Source organism: Pseudomonas sp. Irchel s3b6 (genome assembly GCF_900187415.1).
Lineage (GTDB): Bacteria > Pseudomonadota > Gammaproteobacteria > Pseudomonadales > Pseudomonadaceae > Aquipseudomonas.
Genome location: NZ_FYDM01000022.1, coordinates 55603 through 71396, shown reverse-complemented (window position 1 = coordinate 71396; position 15794 = coordinate 55603). Strand labels below are relative to the sequence as shown.

Genomic DNA, 15794 nt, shown 5'->3' with positions numbered 1-15794 from the left:
AAAAAGGAAGGAAAGTATTAATATCGCGCATAAGAACGCCGGTTTGTTAGATGTGTTTGCTCGCACGAACATCATCAATCAAATCGGCGTTCTTGTTTCTGTGTTTCCCGGGATTCCGTGAAGAACCTAATTTTTTGCCCTCCCTGCTCGTTCTTCCCTGATAGCAAAGGCTGCACGCCTGCTCCCTGACGGCGAACCCGACTGAGATGGCAATGACAAAACCACGTTCGAAAAAGGCTCTACTGATCGGCCTGCCGCTGGCCCTGGCAAGCGTCGCCGCCACCGCTTACGCGATCTGGGACTATGGCTTTCGGGACAACCCCGGTTACCCGGTCAAGGTGATGAAACAGGCCGAGGCGCTGCACGAACAGATGCTGTCGTTCGACAGCCACATCACCGTCCCTCAGGACTTCGGCACCGCAGGCAATGAGATCGACAAGGACGGCACGGGCCAGTTCGATCTGGTCAAGGCCAACCGGGGACGCCTGTCCGGAGCGGCGCTGACGATTTTTGGCTGGCCGGAGTTATGGAACGGCCCCAACGCCCCCCATAAGCCCACCGCCGGCTTTGTCGCCGAAGCGCGCAATCAGCAAGAGATTCGCTACAAGATCATTTCCGGCATGGTCCGTGACTTCCCCAATCAGGTGGGCATCGCCTACACCCCCGAGGACTTTCGCCGCCTGCACGCCGAAGGCAAGTTTGCGATCTTCATCAGCATGCTCAACGCCTATCCGCTGGGTCACGACCTGAGCCTGCTGGACCTGTGGACCGCGCGCGGCATGCGCATGTTCGGCTTCAGTTATGTGGGCAACAACGACTGGGCCGACTCCTCGCGTCCGCTGCCGTTTTTCAATGACTCGCCCGACGCCCTCGACGGCCTGTCGGACCTGGGCAAGCAAGCGGTGCAGCGCCTGAACGACCTGGGGGTGATCATCGATGTATCGCAGATGTCGACCAAGGCCCTGGAACAAGTCGCACAGTTGAGCCGCACGCCCATGGTCGCTTCGCACTCGGCCCCCCGGGCCATGGTGGATATTCCACGCAACCTCAGCGACAAGGAAATGCAGCTGATCAAGAACAGCGGCGGCGTGGTTCAGGTGGTCGGCTTCTCCCAGTACCTGCGCCCTCTGACACAGGCCACCCAGGACAAGCTCAACGCCCTGCGCACCCGCTTCGACCTGCCGCCGCTACCGAACCTGGCCATGGCACTGATGCCGGGAGACCCGATCATCGCCGCCTGGCCAGAGCAGAAGTTCGGCGAATACGCCGGCCAGCTCTACGCCATTCTGGAAGAAGAACCCAAGGCCAGCCTAAAGAACCTGGGCGACGCCATCGACTACAGCGTGCGTAAGATCGGCATCGACCATGTCGGCATCAGCTCCGACTTCAATGAAGGCGGTGGTGTCAAAGGCTGGGAGAACGTTGGCGAGATTCGCAATGTCACCGCTGAACTGATTTCCCGTGGTTATTCGGACGCCGACATCGCCAAGCTGTGGGGTGGCAACTTCTTGCGAGTCTGGAGCCAGGTTGAAAAGGCCGCCAAACCGGCGCTGGCCACTGCCCGGGAAACAGCCAAGCCATGACCAGTCGCCGCCATTTTCTCAAGCACGCCGGCCTGCTCGCCGCCAGCCTGCCACTGGGCGCAGGCTTGAGTAACGTCGCCAACGCCGCGGTCCTGACCCCGCTGCCACAGGACAAATGGGCGCAACTGCGCCAGTTGTTCAATCAAGACCCCGACTACCTGCACTTCTCCAACTTCCTGATCACCACCCACCCTGAACCGGTGCGCGAGGCCATCGCGATGCACCGCGCCGCACTGGACAACAACCCGGGGCTGGCCATGGACTGGGACCTGGGGGTGATCGAGGCGCGCGAACAGGAGGTGCGGCTCTGGGCCGGCCGCTACCTGCAGGCCGACGCCCGGCAGATCGCCCTGACCGGCAGCACCACCGCCGGCCTGACGATGATCTACGGCGGGGTCCACGTACGCCCCGATCAGGAAATCCTCACCACCGAGCACGAACACTACGCCACCCACAGCATCCTCGAACTGCGGACCCAGCGTGAGGGCACCCAAGTGCGCAAGATCAGGTTGTTCGAGGACGCGTACAGCGTCAGTAAAGAACAGGTGCTGGCCGCCATCGACCGCAACATCCGCCCGCAGACCCGTGTCCTGGGTATGACCTGGGTGCATTCGGGCAGCGGCGTGAAGCTGCCGATCAGCGAGATCGGCGCCCTGGTGGACAAGCACAACCGCCACCGTGCCGACAGCGAGCGGATCATTTACGTGGTCGATGGCGTGCATGGCTTTGGCGTCGAGGACCTGAGTTTCCCGGCCATGAACTGCGACTTCTTCATCGCCGGCACCCACAAATGGATGTTCGGTCCCCGGGGCACCGGGATCGTCTGTAGCCGCAGCACCGAGGTCAAGTACGTCACCCCCATCGTGCCGACCTTCTCCGAAGCCGAGCATTTCTCCACCACCATGACCCCGGGTGGCTACCACGCATTCGAGCATCGCTGGGCGCTGAATGAAGCCTTCAAGCTGCACCTGCAACTGGGCAAGGCTCAGGTGCAGGCGCGCATCCATGCACTCAACAGTTACCTGAAGCAGCACCTGCAAGCGCATCCGCAGATCGAGCTGGTCACCCCGCTCAATCCTGCGCTGTCATCGGGTTTCACCTTCTTCCGGGTCAGGGACAAGGACGCCGACAAGGTCGCCGCCTACCTCATGGCCAACCGTGTGGTCAGCGATGCCGTGCACCGCGATGTCGGCCCGGTGATCCGCACCGCCCCCGGCCTGCTCAACAACGAAGCCGAGATCGACCGCTTGATGGCGGTGCTCACCCAGACACTTTGACGGGGCTGTGCCGAATGCCCTTTGTAGGAGCGAGCTTGCTCGCGATGGAGATCAACGCTGACACGGGGCACCAGATGAAATGCGGGGCCCCTGAGTTCATCGTCGGAACGCCGTCCGGAACAAGCCCGCGCCTGCAGAGGATTCGGGTTCGTTTTAGTCCGCTTTTTTTACCTTTATCGAGAACCAAGATGAACAGTGAGCTGCGTCGTTTTTCCCTGAAAACACTCCCCGCACTGGCCTTCGCCGCCCTGACCGCCAGCCTGCTGCCGGGGGTGGCCCAGGCGGCTGCCCCGTTGGCGCCGGGCAAGGTGTTCAAGGACTGCAAGGATTGCCCACAGATGGTGGTGCTGCCGGCCGGCACCTTCACCATGGGCACCCCGGACGATGAAGTCGGCCACGAACCCGACGAGTCGCCGATGCACCCCGTGACCTTCGCCACCCCCCTGGCCATCAGCCGCTTCCAGGTGCTCAAAGGGGAATGGGACGCCTACCTGCGCGACACCGGCTACCAGATGCCCGACGGCGACGAACGCCCGGGGCGCGAGTGCAAGGCCGGTGTGCCGCGCTATGAGTACACGACCCGGCACCCGGCGGTGTGCATGGACTTTGCCGAGGTCAATGCCTATGTGGCCTGGCTGTCGAAGAAGACCGGCAAACCGTACCGCCTGGTCAGCGAATCCCTGCGTGAATACGCCGCCCGGGGTGGCACCAGCGGCCCCTTCCCTTTCCCCTTCGATGAAGGCAAGGAATACAGCATCGCCAGGCACGCCAACACCTATGGCGCGGCCGATGGCTATAACTTCACCTCACCGGCCGGCCGCTTCCCGGCCAACGCATTCGGCGTGTATGACCTGCACGGCAACGTCTACGAGTGGACCGCCGACTGCTACAACGAAAACTACGTCGGTGCCCCCGGTGACGGCAGTGCCTGGCTGACCGGTAAATGCGAGTTCAAGCGCATTCGCGGCAATGACTGGGGTGAAGCGCCGGTGTTCTCCCGCTCCGGCAACCGCAATGCCCTGGCTCCCCTTGAGCGTGGTGACTGGATCGGCTTTCGCGTTGCCCGTGACCTGTAACCCTCGCCGGCCGCTAAATTCGCCTTCCCACCAGTCGTCCTAAAGGTGTGCGCGCAGTCCTTGCGCGCACCACCGCCCCCTACGTCCTCCTGGCTTTCGCCACTTCTTCAAGCAGGGAACCTCCATGAGCAAACCAACACGCGGGGTGATCAATGAATTGTTCGCCCTGCTCAAGCCCTTTCGCCTGATCGTCGCTGCCTCCATCCTGTTGGGCATGGTCGGTGGCTTGAGTGTCACGGCGCTGCTGGCGACCATCAACACCGTGCTGCACGCCGACAGCGGCCTGACCAACACCGTGGTCGGCGCCTTTGCCGGCTTGTGCCTGCTGGCGCTGGCCAGTTCGATCTTTTCCGACATCGGCACCAACTACGTCGGCCAGCACATCATCGCCAGACTGCGCAAAGAGCTGGGCGAGAAAGTGCTGTCGGCGCCCATCGAACAGATCGAGCGCTATCGCAGCCACCGACTGATCCCGGTGCTGACCCACGACGTCGACACCATCAGCGATTTTGCCTTCGCCTTCGCGCCGCTGGCCATTTCCCTGACAGTCACCCTGGGCTGCATGGGTTACCTGGCCATGCTGTCGTGGCCGATGTTTCTGATGATGGTGGTGGCGATTGTCATCGGCACGGTGATTCAGTACATCGCCCGCGGACGCGGCATGCTGGGGTTCATGGAAGCCCGGGATTACGAAGACGAGCTGCAAAAGCACTACAACGCCGTCGCCGAAGGCGCCAAGGAACTGCGCATCCATCGCCCCCGCCGGCATCGCATGTTCGTCTCGGGCATCGAGAAAACCGCAGAGAAAATCTGCGATACGCAGATCCGCTCGGTGAACATTTTCGTGGTCGCCAAGACCCTCGGCTCGATGCTGTTCTTCGTGGTCATCGGCCTGGCCCTGGCCCTGCAATCCTACTGGCCAAGCGCAGACAAGGCAGTGATGAGCGGCTTTGTGCTGGTGCTGCTGTACATGAAAGGCCCGCTGGAACACCTGATCAGCACGCTGCCGATTGTCAGCCGCGCACAGATCGCCTTCCGCCGGATAGCCGAACTGTCGGAGCAGTTTTCCTCCCCGGAGCCACACTTGCTACTCAGCGACCAGGGTAATCGGCAAACCCCGGTGCACAGCCTGGAACTGAGCGAGGTGACCTATGGCTTCCCCGCCAGCGAAGGCAGCGCGCCGTTTCGCCTGGGGCCGGTGAACCTCAGGATCGACCAGGGCGAGATCATTTTCATCGTCGGCGAAAACGGCTGCGGCAAAACCACCCTGATCAAGCTGCTGCTGGGCCTGTACGCGCCACAACAGGGTGAGATTCGCCTCAACGGCCAGCCTGTGACGGCACTGACCCGTGATGACTATCGCCAGCTGTTCACCACGATCTTCGCCGACTACTACCTGTTCGACGATGTGGTGCAAGGCGACCAGCACATCCCCGAGGACGCCAACCAGTACCTGCAGCGCCTGGAAATCGGCCACAAGGTCAGCGTGCGCGACGGTTCATTCACCACCACCGACCTGTCCACCGGCCAACGCAAGCGCCTGGCACTGGTCAACGCCTGGCTGGAGGAGCGCCCGGTGCTGGTGTTCGACGAGTGGGCCGCCGACCAGGACCCGACCTTCCGCCGTATTTTCTACACCGAACTGCTGCCCGACCTGAAGCGCCTGGGCAAGACCATTATCGTGATCTCCCACGACGATCGTTATTTCGATGTCGCCGACCAACTGGTGCGCATGCACGCTGGCAATGTGGTGACCGAGCTTCAACCCGCCTGATTGTGAAAATTTCGTAAAAAAGTCGTGGAGTCTTTCCGGTTTCCGAAAGGCTCAACGTCTCACTTACAGCAAATAGAAATAGTTCTCAGTCAATACTTTGAAGAGTAAAAGAATAATGCCCGCACCACACGGTCTTAACCCACTCGCCAAGGCGCTGCTGATCCGCCATTCACTTCGCTCACGCCTGCCAACCCTCTGCGCCCTGGCACTGACTACGCCGCTGATCGGCCAGGTCCAGGCCCAAATGGTGGACATCAATATCCAGGCCCAGCCCCTGGCCAACGCCCTGCAGGAGTTCGGTCACCAGACCAACCTGCAAGTGCTGTACAGCCCGGACGATGTCGCTGGCCTGCGCAGCACGGCGGTCAAGGGCAGCCTGGACTCCAATGCCGCAATCGCCCAGTTGCTGCAGGGCACCGGCATCCAGTACAGCGTGCAGGGCAACACCGTGACGCTGCGCTCGCGCAATGGCGGGAACTCCGTGGACCTGGCGCCGACCACTGTTTCCGCCACCCAGGAATCGGCATGGGGGCCGGTTGACGGGATTGTGGCCAAGCGCAGTGGCACCGGCACCAAGACCGATACACCGTTGAACGAGATTCCGCAGACCGTCAACGTCATCACCGCCGATGAAGTCAAATCCCGTGGCGCGCAGACCGTCACCGAAGCCCTGCGCTACACCGCGGGCATGACCGGTGGCGGCTTCTCCGACCGGGTAGGGATTTTCGACGAGCCCACCTCCCGTGGCTTCACGCCGACACCGGTGTACCTCGACGGCCTGCACCTGCCGTATGGCGGCGGCAGTACCGGTGGTTCGCTGCAGATCGACCCCTACTCCCTGGAACGCATCGAAGTGCTCAAGGGCCCGGCCTCTGTGTTGTACGGCCAGAACCAGCCCGGCGGTATCGTCAACCTGGTCGGCAAGCGTCCAACCGCCACGCCGCTGCACGAAGTGGTGCTGGCCACCGGTAGCTACGACCGCAAGTATGGCGCCTTCGACTTCGCCGGCCCCATCGACGACCAGGGCGAGTTTCTCTATCGCCTGACCGGTCTGGCCAGCGACGCCAACTCCAGCATCGACTACGCCGACACCAACCGCATGATGCTGGCGCCCAGCCTGACCTGGCTGCCCAACGACCGCACCAGCGTCACCCTGTTCGCCCAGTACCAGAAAGACCGTGACACTCCGGAAGCCCAGGGCCTGCCAGCAGCAGGCACGGTGTTCGACACCCCGAACGGCAAGATCAGCCGCGACCTGTTCCTCGGTGAACCGGGCCTGAACAAGTACGATCGTGAGCAATTCGTGGTCGGCTATGACGTGGCCTACGAGCTCAACGACATCTGGACCCTCAAGCAACGCACCAGCTACGCCTACCTCGACGACCGGTACGTCGCGCCACTGCACGGCTACTCCTATGTCCCCAATCCGGCCACCGGTCTGGAAGATAACCGCTACCAGACCCGCTTTGGCGTGGACTGGTCGCAGACCAACAAGGTGTACGGCATCGATAGCACCGCGCAGGCCAAATTCAAGACCGCGGAGCTGGACCACACCGTGCTGCTGGGCGTGGACTACTACCACTACAACTCCCAGTTCTACGGCCTGTATGACCGCAACGGACCACCCCTGGACCTGTTCAATCCGGTCTACGGCAGTGAGTTCACCTTCTCCCAGCCTTATCGCTGGGACAACACCATCAAGCAGACCGGCCTGTACATGCAGGACCAAATGAAGTGGGGCAAGTGGTTCATGACCCTGGGTGGCCGTTACGACTACGCCATCACCGAGAACAAGCAACCATTGAGCGACACCCCAGGCACCCGGGCAACGGATGAGAAGTTCACCAGCCGGGCCGGCTTCGGTTACCTGTTCGACAATGGCGTGACGCCGTACGCAAGCTACTCCGAGTCGTTCCTGCCGCAGTCCGGCACCGACGTCAATGCCAGTCCGTTCGAGCCAAGCACCGGCAAGCAATATGAAGTCGGCGTCAAGTACGAGCCGACCACCATCGATGGCTTCATCCAGTTGTCGGTGTACCAGATCGACCAGGACAACATGCTGACCACCGACCTGATCAATCCGGGCTTCAGCGTCCAGAGCGGCTCGGTTCGTTCCAAGGGTGTGGAGCTCGAAGGCAAGGTCAACGTCACCGAGAACCTGCGGGTGCTGGCCGCGGTGTCGCGCAACGACATCAAGTGGAGAAGCACCAACGATGGTCGCGAGGGTCGCACCCTGGCCATGAGCCCGCCACTGACCGCGTCCGGCTGGGTCGACTACACCTTCGACTACGGCGTCCTGTCCGGTTTCGGCGCCGGCCTGGGTGTGCGCTACGTGCGCAGCAGCTACGGCTCGGACTACGAGGAAGACTCCTTCCAGATTCCGTCCTACACCGTATACGACGGCATGCTGTCCTATGACCTGGAAAAATCGCCACTGCGCGTCAAGGGCGTAAAAGTGCAGCTGAACCTGGAAAACATCGAAGACAAGAAGTACGTCGCCAGCTGCAACGGTACGCTGGACTGCTACTACGGCGAAGGTCGCACCGTTACGGCTGACATGACCTACAACTTCTAAGCACTACGCCTGCAATGCAAAGCCGCTTACCCTGCGCTGGGTAAGCGGCGTTTTTGTGGGCGCTGCCTGCATTGCCCTTCAGGGGCGAGTGCGCTCGCAATGGTCGCTAACAATAACGCGTGCTGCCTGACACCCCACGTCGCTCTCACGGTCATCGCGAGCATGCTCGCGCCTACAGAAGGCGCATGCAGCAGAATACTCACCGTGCGCCACCTGCATTGCCTGTAGGAGCGAGCGCGCTCGCGATGGTCGCCAACGATGACGCGTACCGCCTGACACCCCGCGTCGCTCTCACGGTCATCGCGAGCATGCTCGCTCCTACAGAAGGCGCATGCAGCTGAACACCTCACCGTGCGCCAAGTAAAACGCCGCTTGCCCGAATGGGGAAGCGGCGTTTTGTTGTGCATAGCCCTTGGCCTGCGGTTTATCCCGCTGCAAACACCTGCACCAGCCGCTCGGCAATGTGCTGCTGTGCCTGTTCGGCCTCATCGATGATCGCGCCCATGCGCAGGAAGTCGTGAGTCATGCCCGGGTAGACCTTGAGCTCCACCGCCACGCCTGCCGCCTGCAAATGCCGTGCATAAGCCACGCCCTCATCGTACAGCGGGTCGCATTCGGCGAGGATCAGCAACACCGGCGGCACGTTCGCCCCAACCTTGCCCAGCAACGGTGAAAAGCGTGGGTCCAGCCGGTCATCCGCGTCCCGCTGGTAATGTGTGTAGAACCAGGCCAGCGAGTCCTTTTCCAGCAAGTGGCCAACGCCATAGCGCTCGATGGAGGCGCTGCCCTGGCTGGCATCGGTCACCGGGTAGATCAATACCTGCAGCAACGGCTGCACCTCGGTGGCCAAGGGTTGCGCGGCCAACACCGTGGCCAGGCTGCCGCCGACACTGTCACCGCCCACCGCCAGCCGCCGTGGATCAATGCCCAGTCGGGGCGCGTTGGCCACCAGCCAGTGCCACGCATCCTGCGCATCGTCGGCGGCGGTCGGAAAACGAAACTCCGGCGCCAGCCGATAGGCCACCGACAGCACCACGCAATCGGCCATGGCCGCCAGGGCCCGGCACACCGAATCATGGGAGTCGAGACTGCCGACCACATAGCCACCGCCGTGGAAATACAACAACGCCGCACGCCCCGCACCTTCGCTCAGGGCATGGTTACTGTAGACCCGCGCGTCGAGCCGGGCGCCGTCACGGGTCGGAACCTGCAACTCGTCAACCACCTCCAGGTCCTCACCGCCCGCCTCCATCATCAAGGACGACTGATCGAACTGTTCACGGGCCTGCTCGGGTGTCAGGGCATGCATCGGCAGGCGTTTGCCACTGGCCCGGCCGTTGCCGACCAGTTCCAGAAACGCCGCAATATCAGGGTTCAACGACATCACAACAACCTCCAACCGGTCGGGCCCAGGGCCCGGCCGGTTTCACAGATGGGTTCAGATTCAGCAGAGCGCTACCCGTTCAACGAACTCGACCAACACTTCTTCAATCCCGGCGAGGCACTTTTCATCACGGGGAATCTGGAAATGCCCGCAGTCGATCAGCTCGCCGCCGAGATCCGGCTGCCCCAGTTGCACCGCCAACTCCACGGCTTCGTCGTCACGGCCCGGGGTCCACCAGCAGGTCGGTGCAATCCTCAGTGCGCTGCAATGATCCAGTTGCAGTGACAACTGCTTGAGCCGGCGCGCAACGCTGAACACATGGGCCAGTTCATCAGCCCCCAGTGCCACGTAGGTCGATCCTTCGCGGCTGCCGGCCAGTGCCGCGGACAACAGCCCGCGCACGTTGGTACTGGTCTCTTCGCCCTGCACCGCCAGGTGCTGCGCCACATCCGGCAGCGTCGCCTGTACGAACTCGCGCAGGTCGCTGTGCCAGTCATCCCGCACACCGGCATTCACCGCCGCCGATGGCACGAAGCCGTCCACCAGCCCGACAAACGCCACCTGCTGACCGGCACTTTCCAACTGCGCGGCCATCAGCAGCGCCAACGTTCCGCCCAGGGACCAGCCCAACAGGTGATACGGCCCTTGCGGTTGATGGGCACGGATCTGCGCTACGTAATCACTGGCCATGCCCTGCAGGGAGGTATCGTCCCAGGCCGGATCCAGCAGCATCCGCGCCTGGATCGCCAGCACCTGGCGCTGTCCGCTCAAGCGCCGCGCCAGCGGTTCGTAGTCGAACACCGTACCGAAGCCGGCGTGTACGCAGAACAGCGGCGCCACAGCCGACACCTCGCCATTCATGGCCAGCAACCCGGTGCTTTTCAGGGCCGTGCCCTGCACGCTGGCCACCAGTTGCGCGATGCTCGGCTTCTGCATCAGGTCGCGCAGCTTCAGGCTCAAGCCCTGGGCCTTGAGTGAGCGGCTGCGAGCAATCACTTGCAGGCTGAGAATCGAATCGCCCCCCAGTTCGAAGAAGTTGTCGGTGACGCCCACGCGCTCGATTTTCAGCACCTGCTGCCAGATCGTCGCCAGGGCTTTTTCCAGCTCGGTGAGCGGTGCCACGTAGTCCTGACGTTGCTGTTCAACCCCAGGTTCCGGCAGGGCCTTGCGGTCGAGCTTGCCGTTGGGCGTCAGCGGCATGCGCGCAAGTAGCGTCAGGTGGGCCGGCACCATGTAGTCCGGCAGGCAGGCCTTGAGTTGTTCACGCAAGCGCTCGCACAAACCGTCGGTGTCCGTGTCGGCGTTGGCCAGCACATACCCGAGCAGCTGCTTGCCACTGCCGCCTTCGCGGGCAACCACGGCGGCATCTCGCACCCCCGGTTGCTGCTTGAGGCGGGCCTCGATCTCCCCCAGTTCAATGCGGAACCCACGGATCTTCACCTGATGGTCGATCCGTCCCAGGTAATCGAGGGTGCCGTCTTCGCGCTGGCGCACCAGGTCGCCAGTACGGTACAGACGCCCGCCCGTGGCGCTGAACGGGTCAGCGACAAAGCGTTCGGCCGTGCCACCGCTACGCCCCAGATACCCCCGGGCCAGCGCGCTGCCACCCAGGTACAGCTCACCGGCAATACCGGCCGGCAAGGGGTTGAGGTCGCTGTCCAGCACATAACCGCTGCGCTCTCCCACCAGACTGCCGATCGGCGCGTAGGCCGCGCCACATTCATCCGCCGGGCCGGCCTTCCAGATCAATGGCGTGACCACGGTTTCCGTCGGGCCATAGCCATTGATGATGTGTTGCGGCTTCAGCGCACGCTTGGCCAGTTCGAAACTCGCCACCGGCACCGCATCACCGCCGAAGCAGTAGATGCGCACCGCGGGCGGGTTGCCCTGCTGCTCGGCGTGTTCGGCCAGCTGTTGCAGGTACACCGGCGGGAAGGCCGCGACGGTCACCTGGTGTTCATGCAGGGCGGCGTAGGTCTGTTCGGCGGTCCACAGGTTGTCGTCACGGATCAACAATCGCGCACCGTGGGTCAGGGTGGTCAACCAGCGCTCATGAGCACCGTCGAAGGCGAACGACATGAAGTGCAGTTCGCAATCGTCCGGCGTCATCGAGTACCGCTCACCGATCGCCTGGCAATGCATCGCCAGCGGCCCGTGGGCCACGCCGACACCTTTTGGCAGGCCGGTGGAACCGGAGGTGTAGATCACGTAGGCCAGGTTGTCCGGCTGCACCGCCACCTGCGGCGCGTGGCCCGGTTGCTGATCAAGGTCGAGGCGGTCCAGGTGCATCACGTGCAGGTTGTCCTGCACCGGCAATACACCGCTCAAGCTCGAATCGCTGAGCAACAGGGCGATGCCCGAATCGCGCATCAGATAGCTCAGGCGTTCCCGTGGGTAGGTCGCGTCCAGCGGCACATAAGCGCCACCGGCCTTGAGCACCGCCAGCAAGGCGACAATCATCTGCTCGCTGCGCGGTGAGGCCACGCCGACCCGTACGTCTGGGCCGACGCCTTCGGCAATCAGCGCGTGAGCCAGACGGTTGGCGCGCGCCTCGATCTGCCCATAGCTGAAGGACTGGCCGGTGAACATCACCGCAGGCTGTTGCGCGTGTTGCCGCGCCCATTGCGCGATGCGCTGGTGTACCGGCAACGCCATTGCCTGCACCGCCGGTGCGGCAACTGCCTCGACCTGCCCCGTAACCAGCCCCATCCGCCCCAGCGGCTGCGTGGCGTCAGCCGACAGCGCATCCAGCAGGCCTTCCATATTGCGGCGAATACCTTCCACCGTCGCCGGATCGAAATGCTCGCGCAGGAACATGTATTCGATCACCAGGCCGTCTTCCAGGGTGACCATCAGGTCCATCGGAAAGTTGGTCAGGCCGGCGCTGCTGCTGTCGCCGAAGCTCAGGGAGTCATCGCGGAACTCGCGCAAGGCCTGATCGATCGGGTGGTTTTCGAAGACGATGATGCTGTCGAACAATGATTGCCCGGCACGCCCGGCCCAGCGCTGCACGTCGGTCAGCGGTGTGTATTCACGCTCGCGCATGTCCAGGTTGTAGTCCTGCACATCACGCAGCCACTGGCCCACCGCTTGCTCAGGCGGCACGTCCTTGATCACCGGCAAGGTGTTGATGAACAGCCCCATGATCGACTCGGACGCAGGCAGGCTCGCCGGTCGCCCGGCCACGGTGGCCCCAAAGGCCACGCAGCGCTGGCCGCTGTAACGGCTGAGCAGCACCAGCCAGGCCCCCTGCACCAAGGTGTTGAGGGTGATGCGCTGGGACTGGGCAAAGGCCTTCAAGTGTTCGGTACGGGTTTGCCCCAAACGGCTGTAGAGCGCTGCATGCTCCCCGCCCTGTCCGGTGCGTGGCACAGCGTCGGCCAGATACGTCGGCTGGTCCAGTGGCAGCAGGTGCTGGCGCCAGAAGCCTTCGCTGGCGTTGGCGTCCTGCTGTTGCAACCAGTTGATATAGCGCCGGTACGGCACCGCCTCGGCCAGTGCCTGACCCGAATAGTGGCTGAGCACCTCACCGATCAACCGGGAACTGCTCCAGCCGTCGATCAGGAGGTGGTGATAGGTCCAGATCAACTGATAGCTTTCGTCACCCAGGCGCACCAGCACCAGGCGCTGCAAGGGTGGACGGTCGAGGTCGAAACCCTTGGCCCGCTCACGGTCGGCCAGTGCCTGCAAGGCTTGGGCCGAGGTGTCCCGCCCGCGCCAGTCGAGCAGGCTGATGGGCAGGGCCACATCGGCCAGCACAAACTGCAAGGGCTCGGCCAGGTCCTGCCACAGGAAGCCGGTGCGCAGAATGTCGTGACGCTGGCTCACCGCCTCCCACGCGGCCTTGAAGCGCAACGGCTCCAGGCCTTGCACCGGGATGCACAGCTGGTTGATGTAGAGGTCGACGTCCGGCGAGTTCAAGCCGAGGAACAGCATGCCTTGCTGCATCGGTGACAAGCGGTACAGGCCATCGAGCCGACCTTCGGGCAGCGGCAACCCGGCCACCTGTGCGTCGCTCAAACCATGCAGCGGCAGATCGGGCAATGGCGTCGGTTGCGCTGCCAGACTGTCAACGATCAGCGCCCGCAGCGCCAATTGCTGGATGGTCGGTTGCTGGAACAGGTCCTTGGGGCTCAGTTCGATACCGTGTTGACGCGCGCGGCTGACCACCTGGATCGACACGATGGAGTCGCCCCCCAGGGCGAAGAAGTTGTCCGTGGTGCTGACCTGCGTCACCCCCAACACCGCTTGCCAGATCTCCACCAATGCCTGCTCGGTGGCATTGGCCGCTGCCACGAAGTGCTCGGCAGCCGCGAACTCCAGTGCCGGTAGGCGCTTGCGGTCGAGTTTGCCGTTGGGACTGAGCGGCATCTGCGCCAGCCAGACGAGATGGCTCGGCACCATGTAGTCCGGCAGGTTTTCCCCCAGCCGGGCACTGAGGCTGTCGTGCAGGTGTGTACGAACCGCTTGCGCAGCTTCCAGGGTCTCTGGGTCGCTGGGCACCAGGTACGCCACCAACTGCTTGCTGCCCTGCACCTCCTGAGCCACCACCACCGCTTCACGCACGGCCGCGTGCTCCACCAACCGGGTTTCGATCTCCCCGAGTTCGATGCGCAGGCCACGCAGCTTCACCTGATGGTCGATGCGCCCGACGTATTCAATCACCCCGTCGGCGCGGTACCGCGCCAGGTCACCGGTGCGGTACAAGCGCTGGCCGGCCACAAACGGGCTGGCCACGAAACGCTCGGCGCTGAGCCCCGGACGACGATGGTAACCACGGGCCAGGCCAATGCCTCCCAGGTACAGCTCACCGGCCACGCCCACCGGCAACGGGTTCAAGCCGCTGTCGAGAATGTAGGTGGCGAGGTTGGCAATCGGCTGGCCGATCGGTACGCCATCGCGGCCTTCATCGCGACAGGTCCAGTGGGTCACGTCGATGGCCGCCTCGGTCGGCCCGTAGAGGTTGTACAACCCGGCACCCGGCAGTTTGGCGAACACCTGCAACTGCGCGTCCACCGGCAGCGCTTCACCGCTGCAGACGATACGCGTCAGGCCGGTGCAACTGGCCACGTTGGCGTCCTGCAAGAACGCTTGCAGCATTGACGGCACAAAGTGCAGCGTGGTGACGCCTTGCTGGTTGATCAGCTCGATCAACCTGGCCGGATCGCGGTGATCGCCCGGCCGCGCGACGACCAGTCGGGCACCGGTCATCAATGGCCAGAAGAACTCCCAGACCGACACGTCGAAGCTGAACGGAGTCTTCTGCAAGACCCTGTCGTTCGCGTTCAGGTCGTAGGCCTGTTGCATCCACAGCAAACGGTTGGTCAAGGCCCGATGGGCGTTGCCCGCCCCTTTCGGCAGACCGGTGGAACCTGAGGTGTAAATCACGTACGCCAGGTTGTCGGCGCTGCAGGCCACCAGCGGATCAACCGACGGCAATGCGCCGAACGCCTGGCCTTCAGGCTCCAGGCACAGGCACTGCAGCCCCTCGGGAACCGGCAGGCTGGCGAGCAACGGCGGCTGGGTCAACAGCAGGCTGATGCCGCTGTCGGCCATCATGTAACTCAGGCGCTCACGGGGGTAGTCCGGGTCCAGCGGCACATAGGCGCCCCCGGCCTTGAGAATCGCCAGCAGGCCGATGACCATTTCCAGGCTGCGCTCAACCGCAATCCCCACCAGCACATCGGGACCGACCTTGCGCTGGATCAGCGCGTGGGCCAACTGGTTGGCCCGGGCATTGAGCTGGGCATAGCTCAGGGACTGCCCGGCAAACACCAGCGCCGTGGCGTGCGGTGTACGCCGGGCCTGGGCTTCGATCAGCGTGTGGACGCACAGCGCTTGCGGGTACGTCACCTCGGTGGCATTCCACTGCTCGACCATGCGTTGCTGCCCGGCGGCATCCAGCAGGTTCAACTCACCCAGGGTGGCGTCGCCCGAACCCGTCAGCTGCTGCAACAGCGTGTCGAAGTGCGTGCTCAACTGCCCGATCACCGAATCGGCGAACTGCCCACGCTGGTAGCTGTAGTGCAACGACAGCTCATCGCTGACATTCACCGCCAGGGTCAGCGGGTAGTTGGTCTGTTCGTGGTTGTCGATGTTGCCAAAGCGCAGTTCGCTAGGGGCGC

General features: G+C 63.3%; 7 protein-coding genes (1 of these 7 running past the window's edge). 5 read left to right on the top strand and 2 right to left on the bottom strand.

Going from position 1 to position 15794, the window contains the following annotated elements; genetic code table 11:
* Positions 1-212 precede the first annotated feature (212 nt).
* The 5 genes from pvdM to CKW07_RS23695 all read left to right on the top strand — a co-directional run bounded on the left by pvdM (position 213) and on the right by CKW07_RS23695 (position 8285).
* A complete protein-coding gene (pvdM, locus tag CKW07_RS23715; RefSeq protein WP_095147305.1) occupies positions 213-1583 on the top strand; it encodes a pyoverdine-tailoring dipeptidase-like protein PvdM in 1371 nt (456 codons plus the stop codon).
* Positions 1580-2860 (top strand): aminotransferase class V-fold PLP-dependent enzyme, encoded by a 1281-nt coding sequence (locus CKW07_RS23710; protein ID WP_095147304.1) that lies wholly within the window; start codon positions 1580-1582, stop codon positions 2858-2860. The genes pvdM and CKW07_RS23710 overlap by 4 nt, the downstream gene beginning before the upstream one ends.
* Positions 2861-3048: 188 nt before the next feature.
* Positions 3049-3936, top strand: coding sequence for a formylglycine-generating enzyme family protein (locus CKW07_RS23705; protein ID WP_095147303.1), 888 nt, complete (start codon positions 3049-3051; stop codon positions 3934-3936).
* Positions 3937-4060: 124 nt separating this feature from the next.
* The gene (locus tag CKW07_RS23700) at positions 4061-5710 is read left to right on the top strand and encodes a cyclic peptide export ABC transporter (RefSeq protein ID WP_095147302.1); all 1650 of its coding nucleotides are present in this window, start codon (positions 4061-4063) and stop codon (positions 5708-5710) included.
* A gap of 115 nt (positions 5711-5825) precedes the next feature.
* Entirely contained in the window at positions 5826-8285 is a 2460-nt protein-coding gene (locus CKW07_RS23695) for a TonB-dependent siderophore receptor (protein ID WP_095147301.1), read from the top strand.
* A 424-nt stretch (positions 8286-8709) separates the two neighbouring features.
* Here CKW07_RS23695 and CKW07_RS23690 read toward each other — a convergent pair whose 3' ends face one another.
* Together CKW07_RS23690 and CKW07_RS23685 are read right to left on the bottom strand one after the other, a co-directional pair.
* A complete protein-coding gene (locus CKW07_RS23690) occupies positions 8710-9669 on the bottom strand; it encodes an alpha/beta hydrolase (protein ID WP_095147300.1) in 960 nt (319 codons plus the stop codon).
* 60 nt (positions 9670-9729) lie between these two features.
* Positions 9730-15794, bottom strand: the final stretch of a protein-coding gene (locus CKW07_RS23685) for a non-ribosomal peptide synthetase (RefSeq protein ID WP_095147299.1). The gene runs 9010 nt beyond the window's last position; the window shows 6065 of its 15075 coding nt (coding positions 9011-15075); the start codon falls outside the window, past its right edge; it ends in the stop codon at positions 9730-9732.

What these genes read in the sequence shown, in the direction of transcription:
- CKW07_RS23710 (WP_095147304.1), top strand. Translation starts at nt 1,580, where the DNA reads ATGACCAGTCGCCGCCATTTTCTCAAGCACGCCGGCCTGCTCGCCGCC.
- CKW07_RS23700 (WP_095147302.1), top strand. Translation starts at nt 4,061, where the DNA reads ATGAGCAAACCAACACGCGGGGTGATCAATGAATTGTTCGCCCTGCTC.
- pvdM (WP_095147305.1), top strand. Translation starts at nt 213, where the DNA reads ATGACAAAACCACGTTCGAAAAAGGCTCTACTGATCGGCCTGCCGCTG.
- CKW07_RS23690 (WP_095147300.1), bottom strand. Translation starts at nt 9,669, where the DNA reads ATGTCGTTGAACCCTGATATTGCGGCGTTTCTGGAACTGGTCGGCAAC.
- CKW07_RS23705 (WP_095147303.1), top strand. Translation starts at nt 3,049, where the DNA reads ATGAACAGTGAGCTGCGTCGTTTTTCCCTGAAAACACTCCCCGCACTG.
- CKW07_RS23695 (WP_095147301.1), top strand. Translation starts at nt 5,826, where the DNA reads ATGCCCGCACCACACGGTCTTAACCCACTCGCCAAGGCGCTGCTGATC.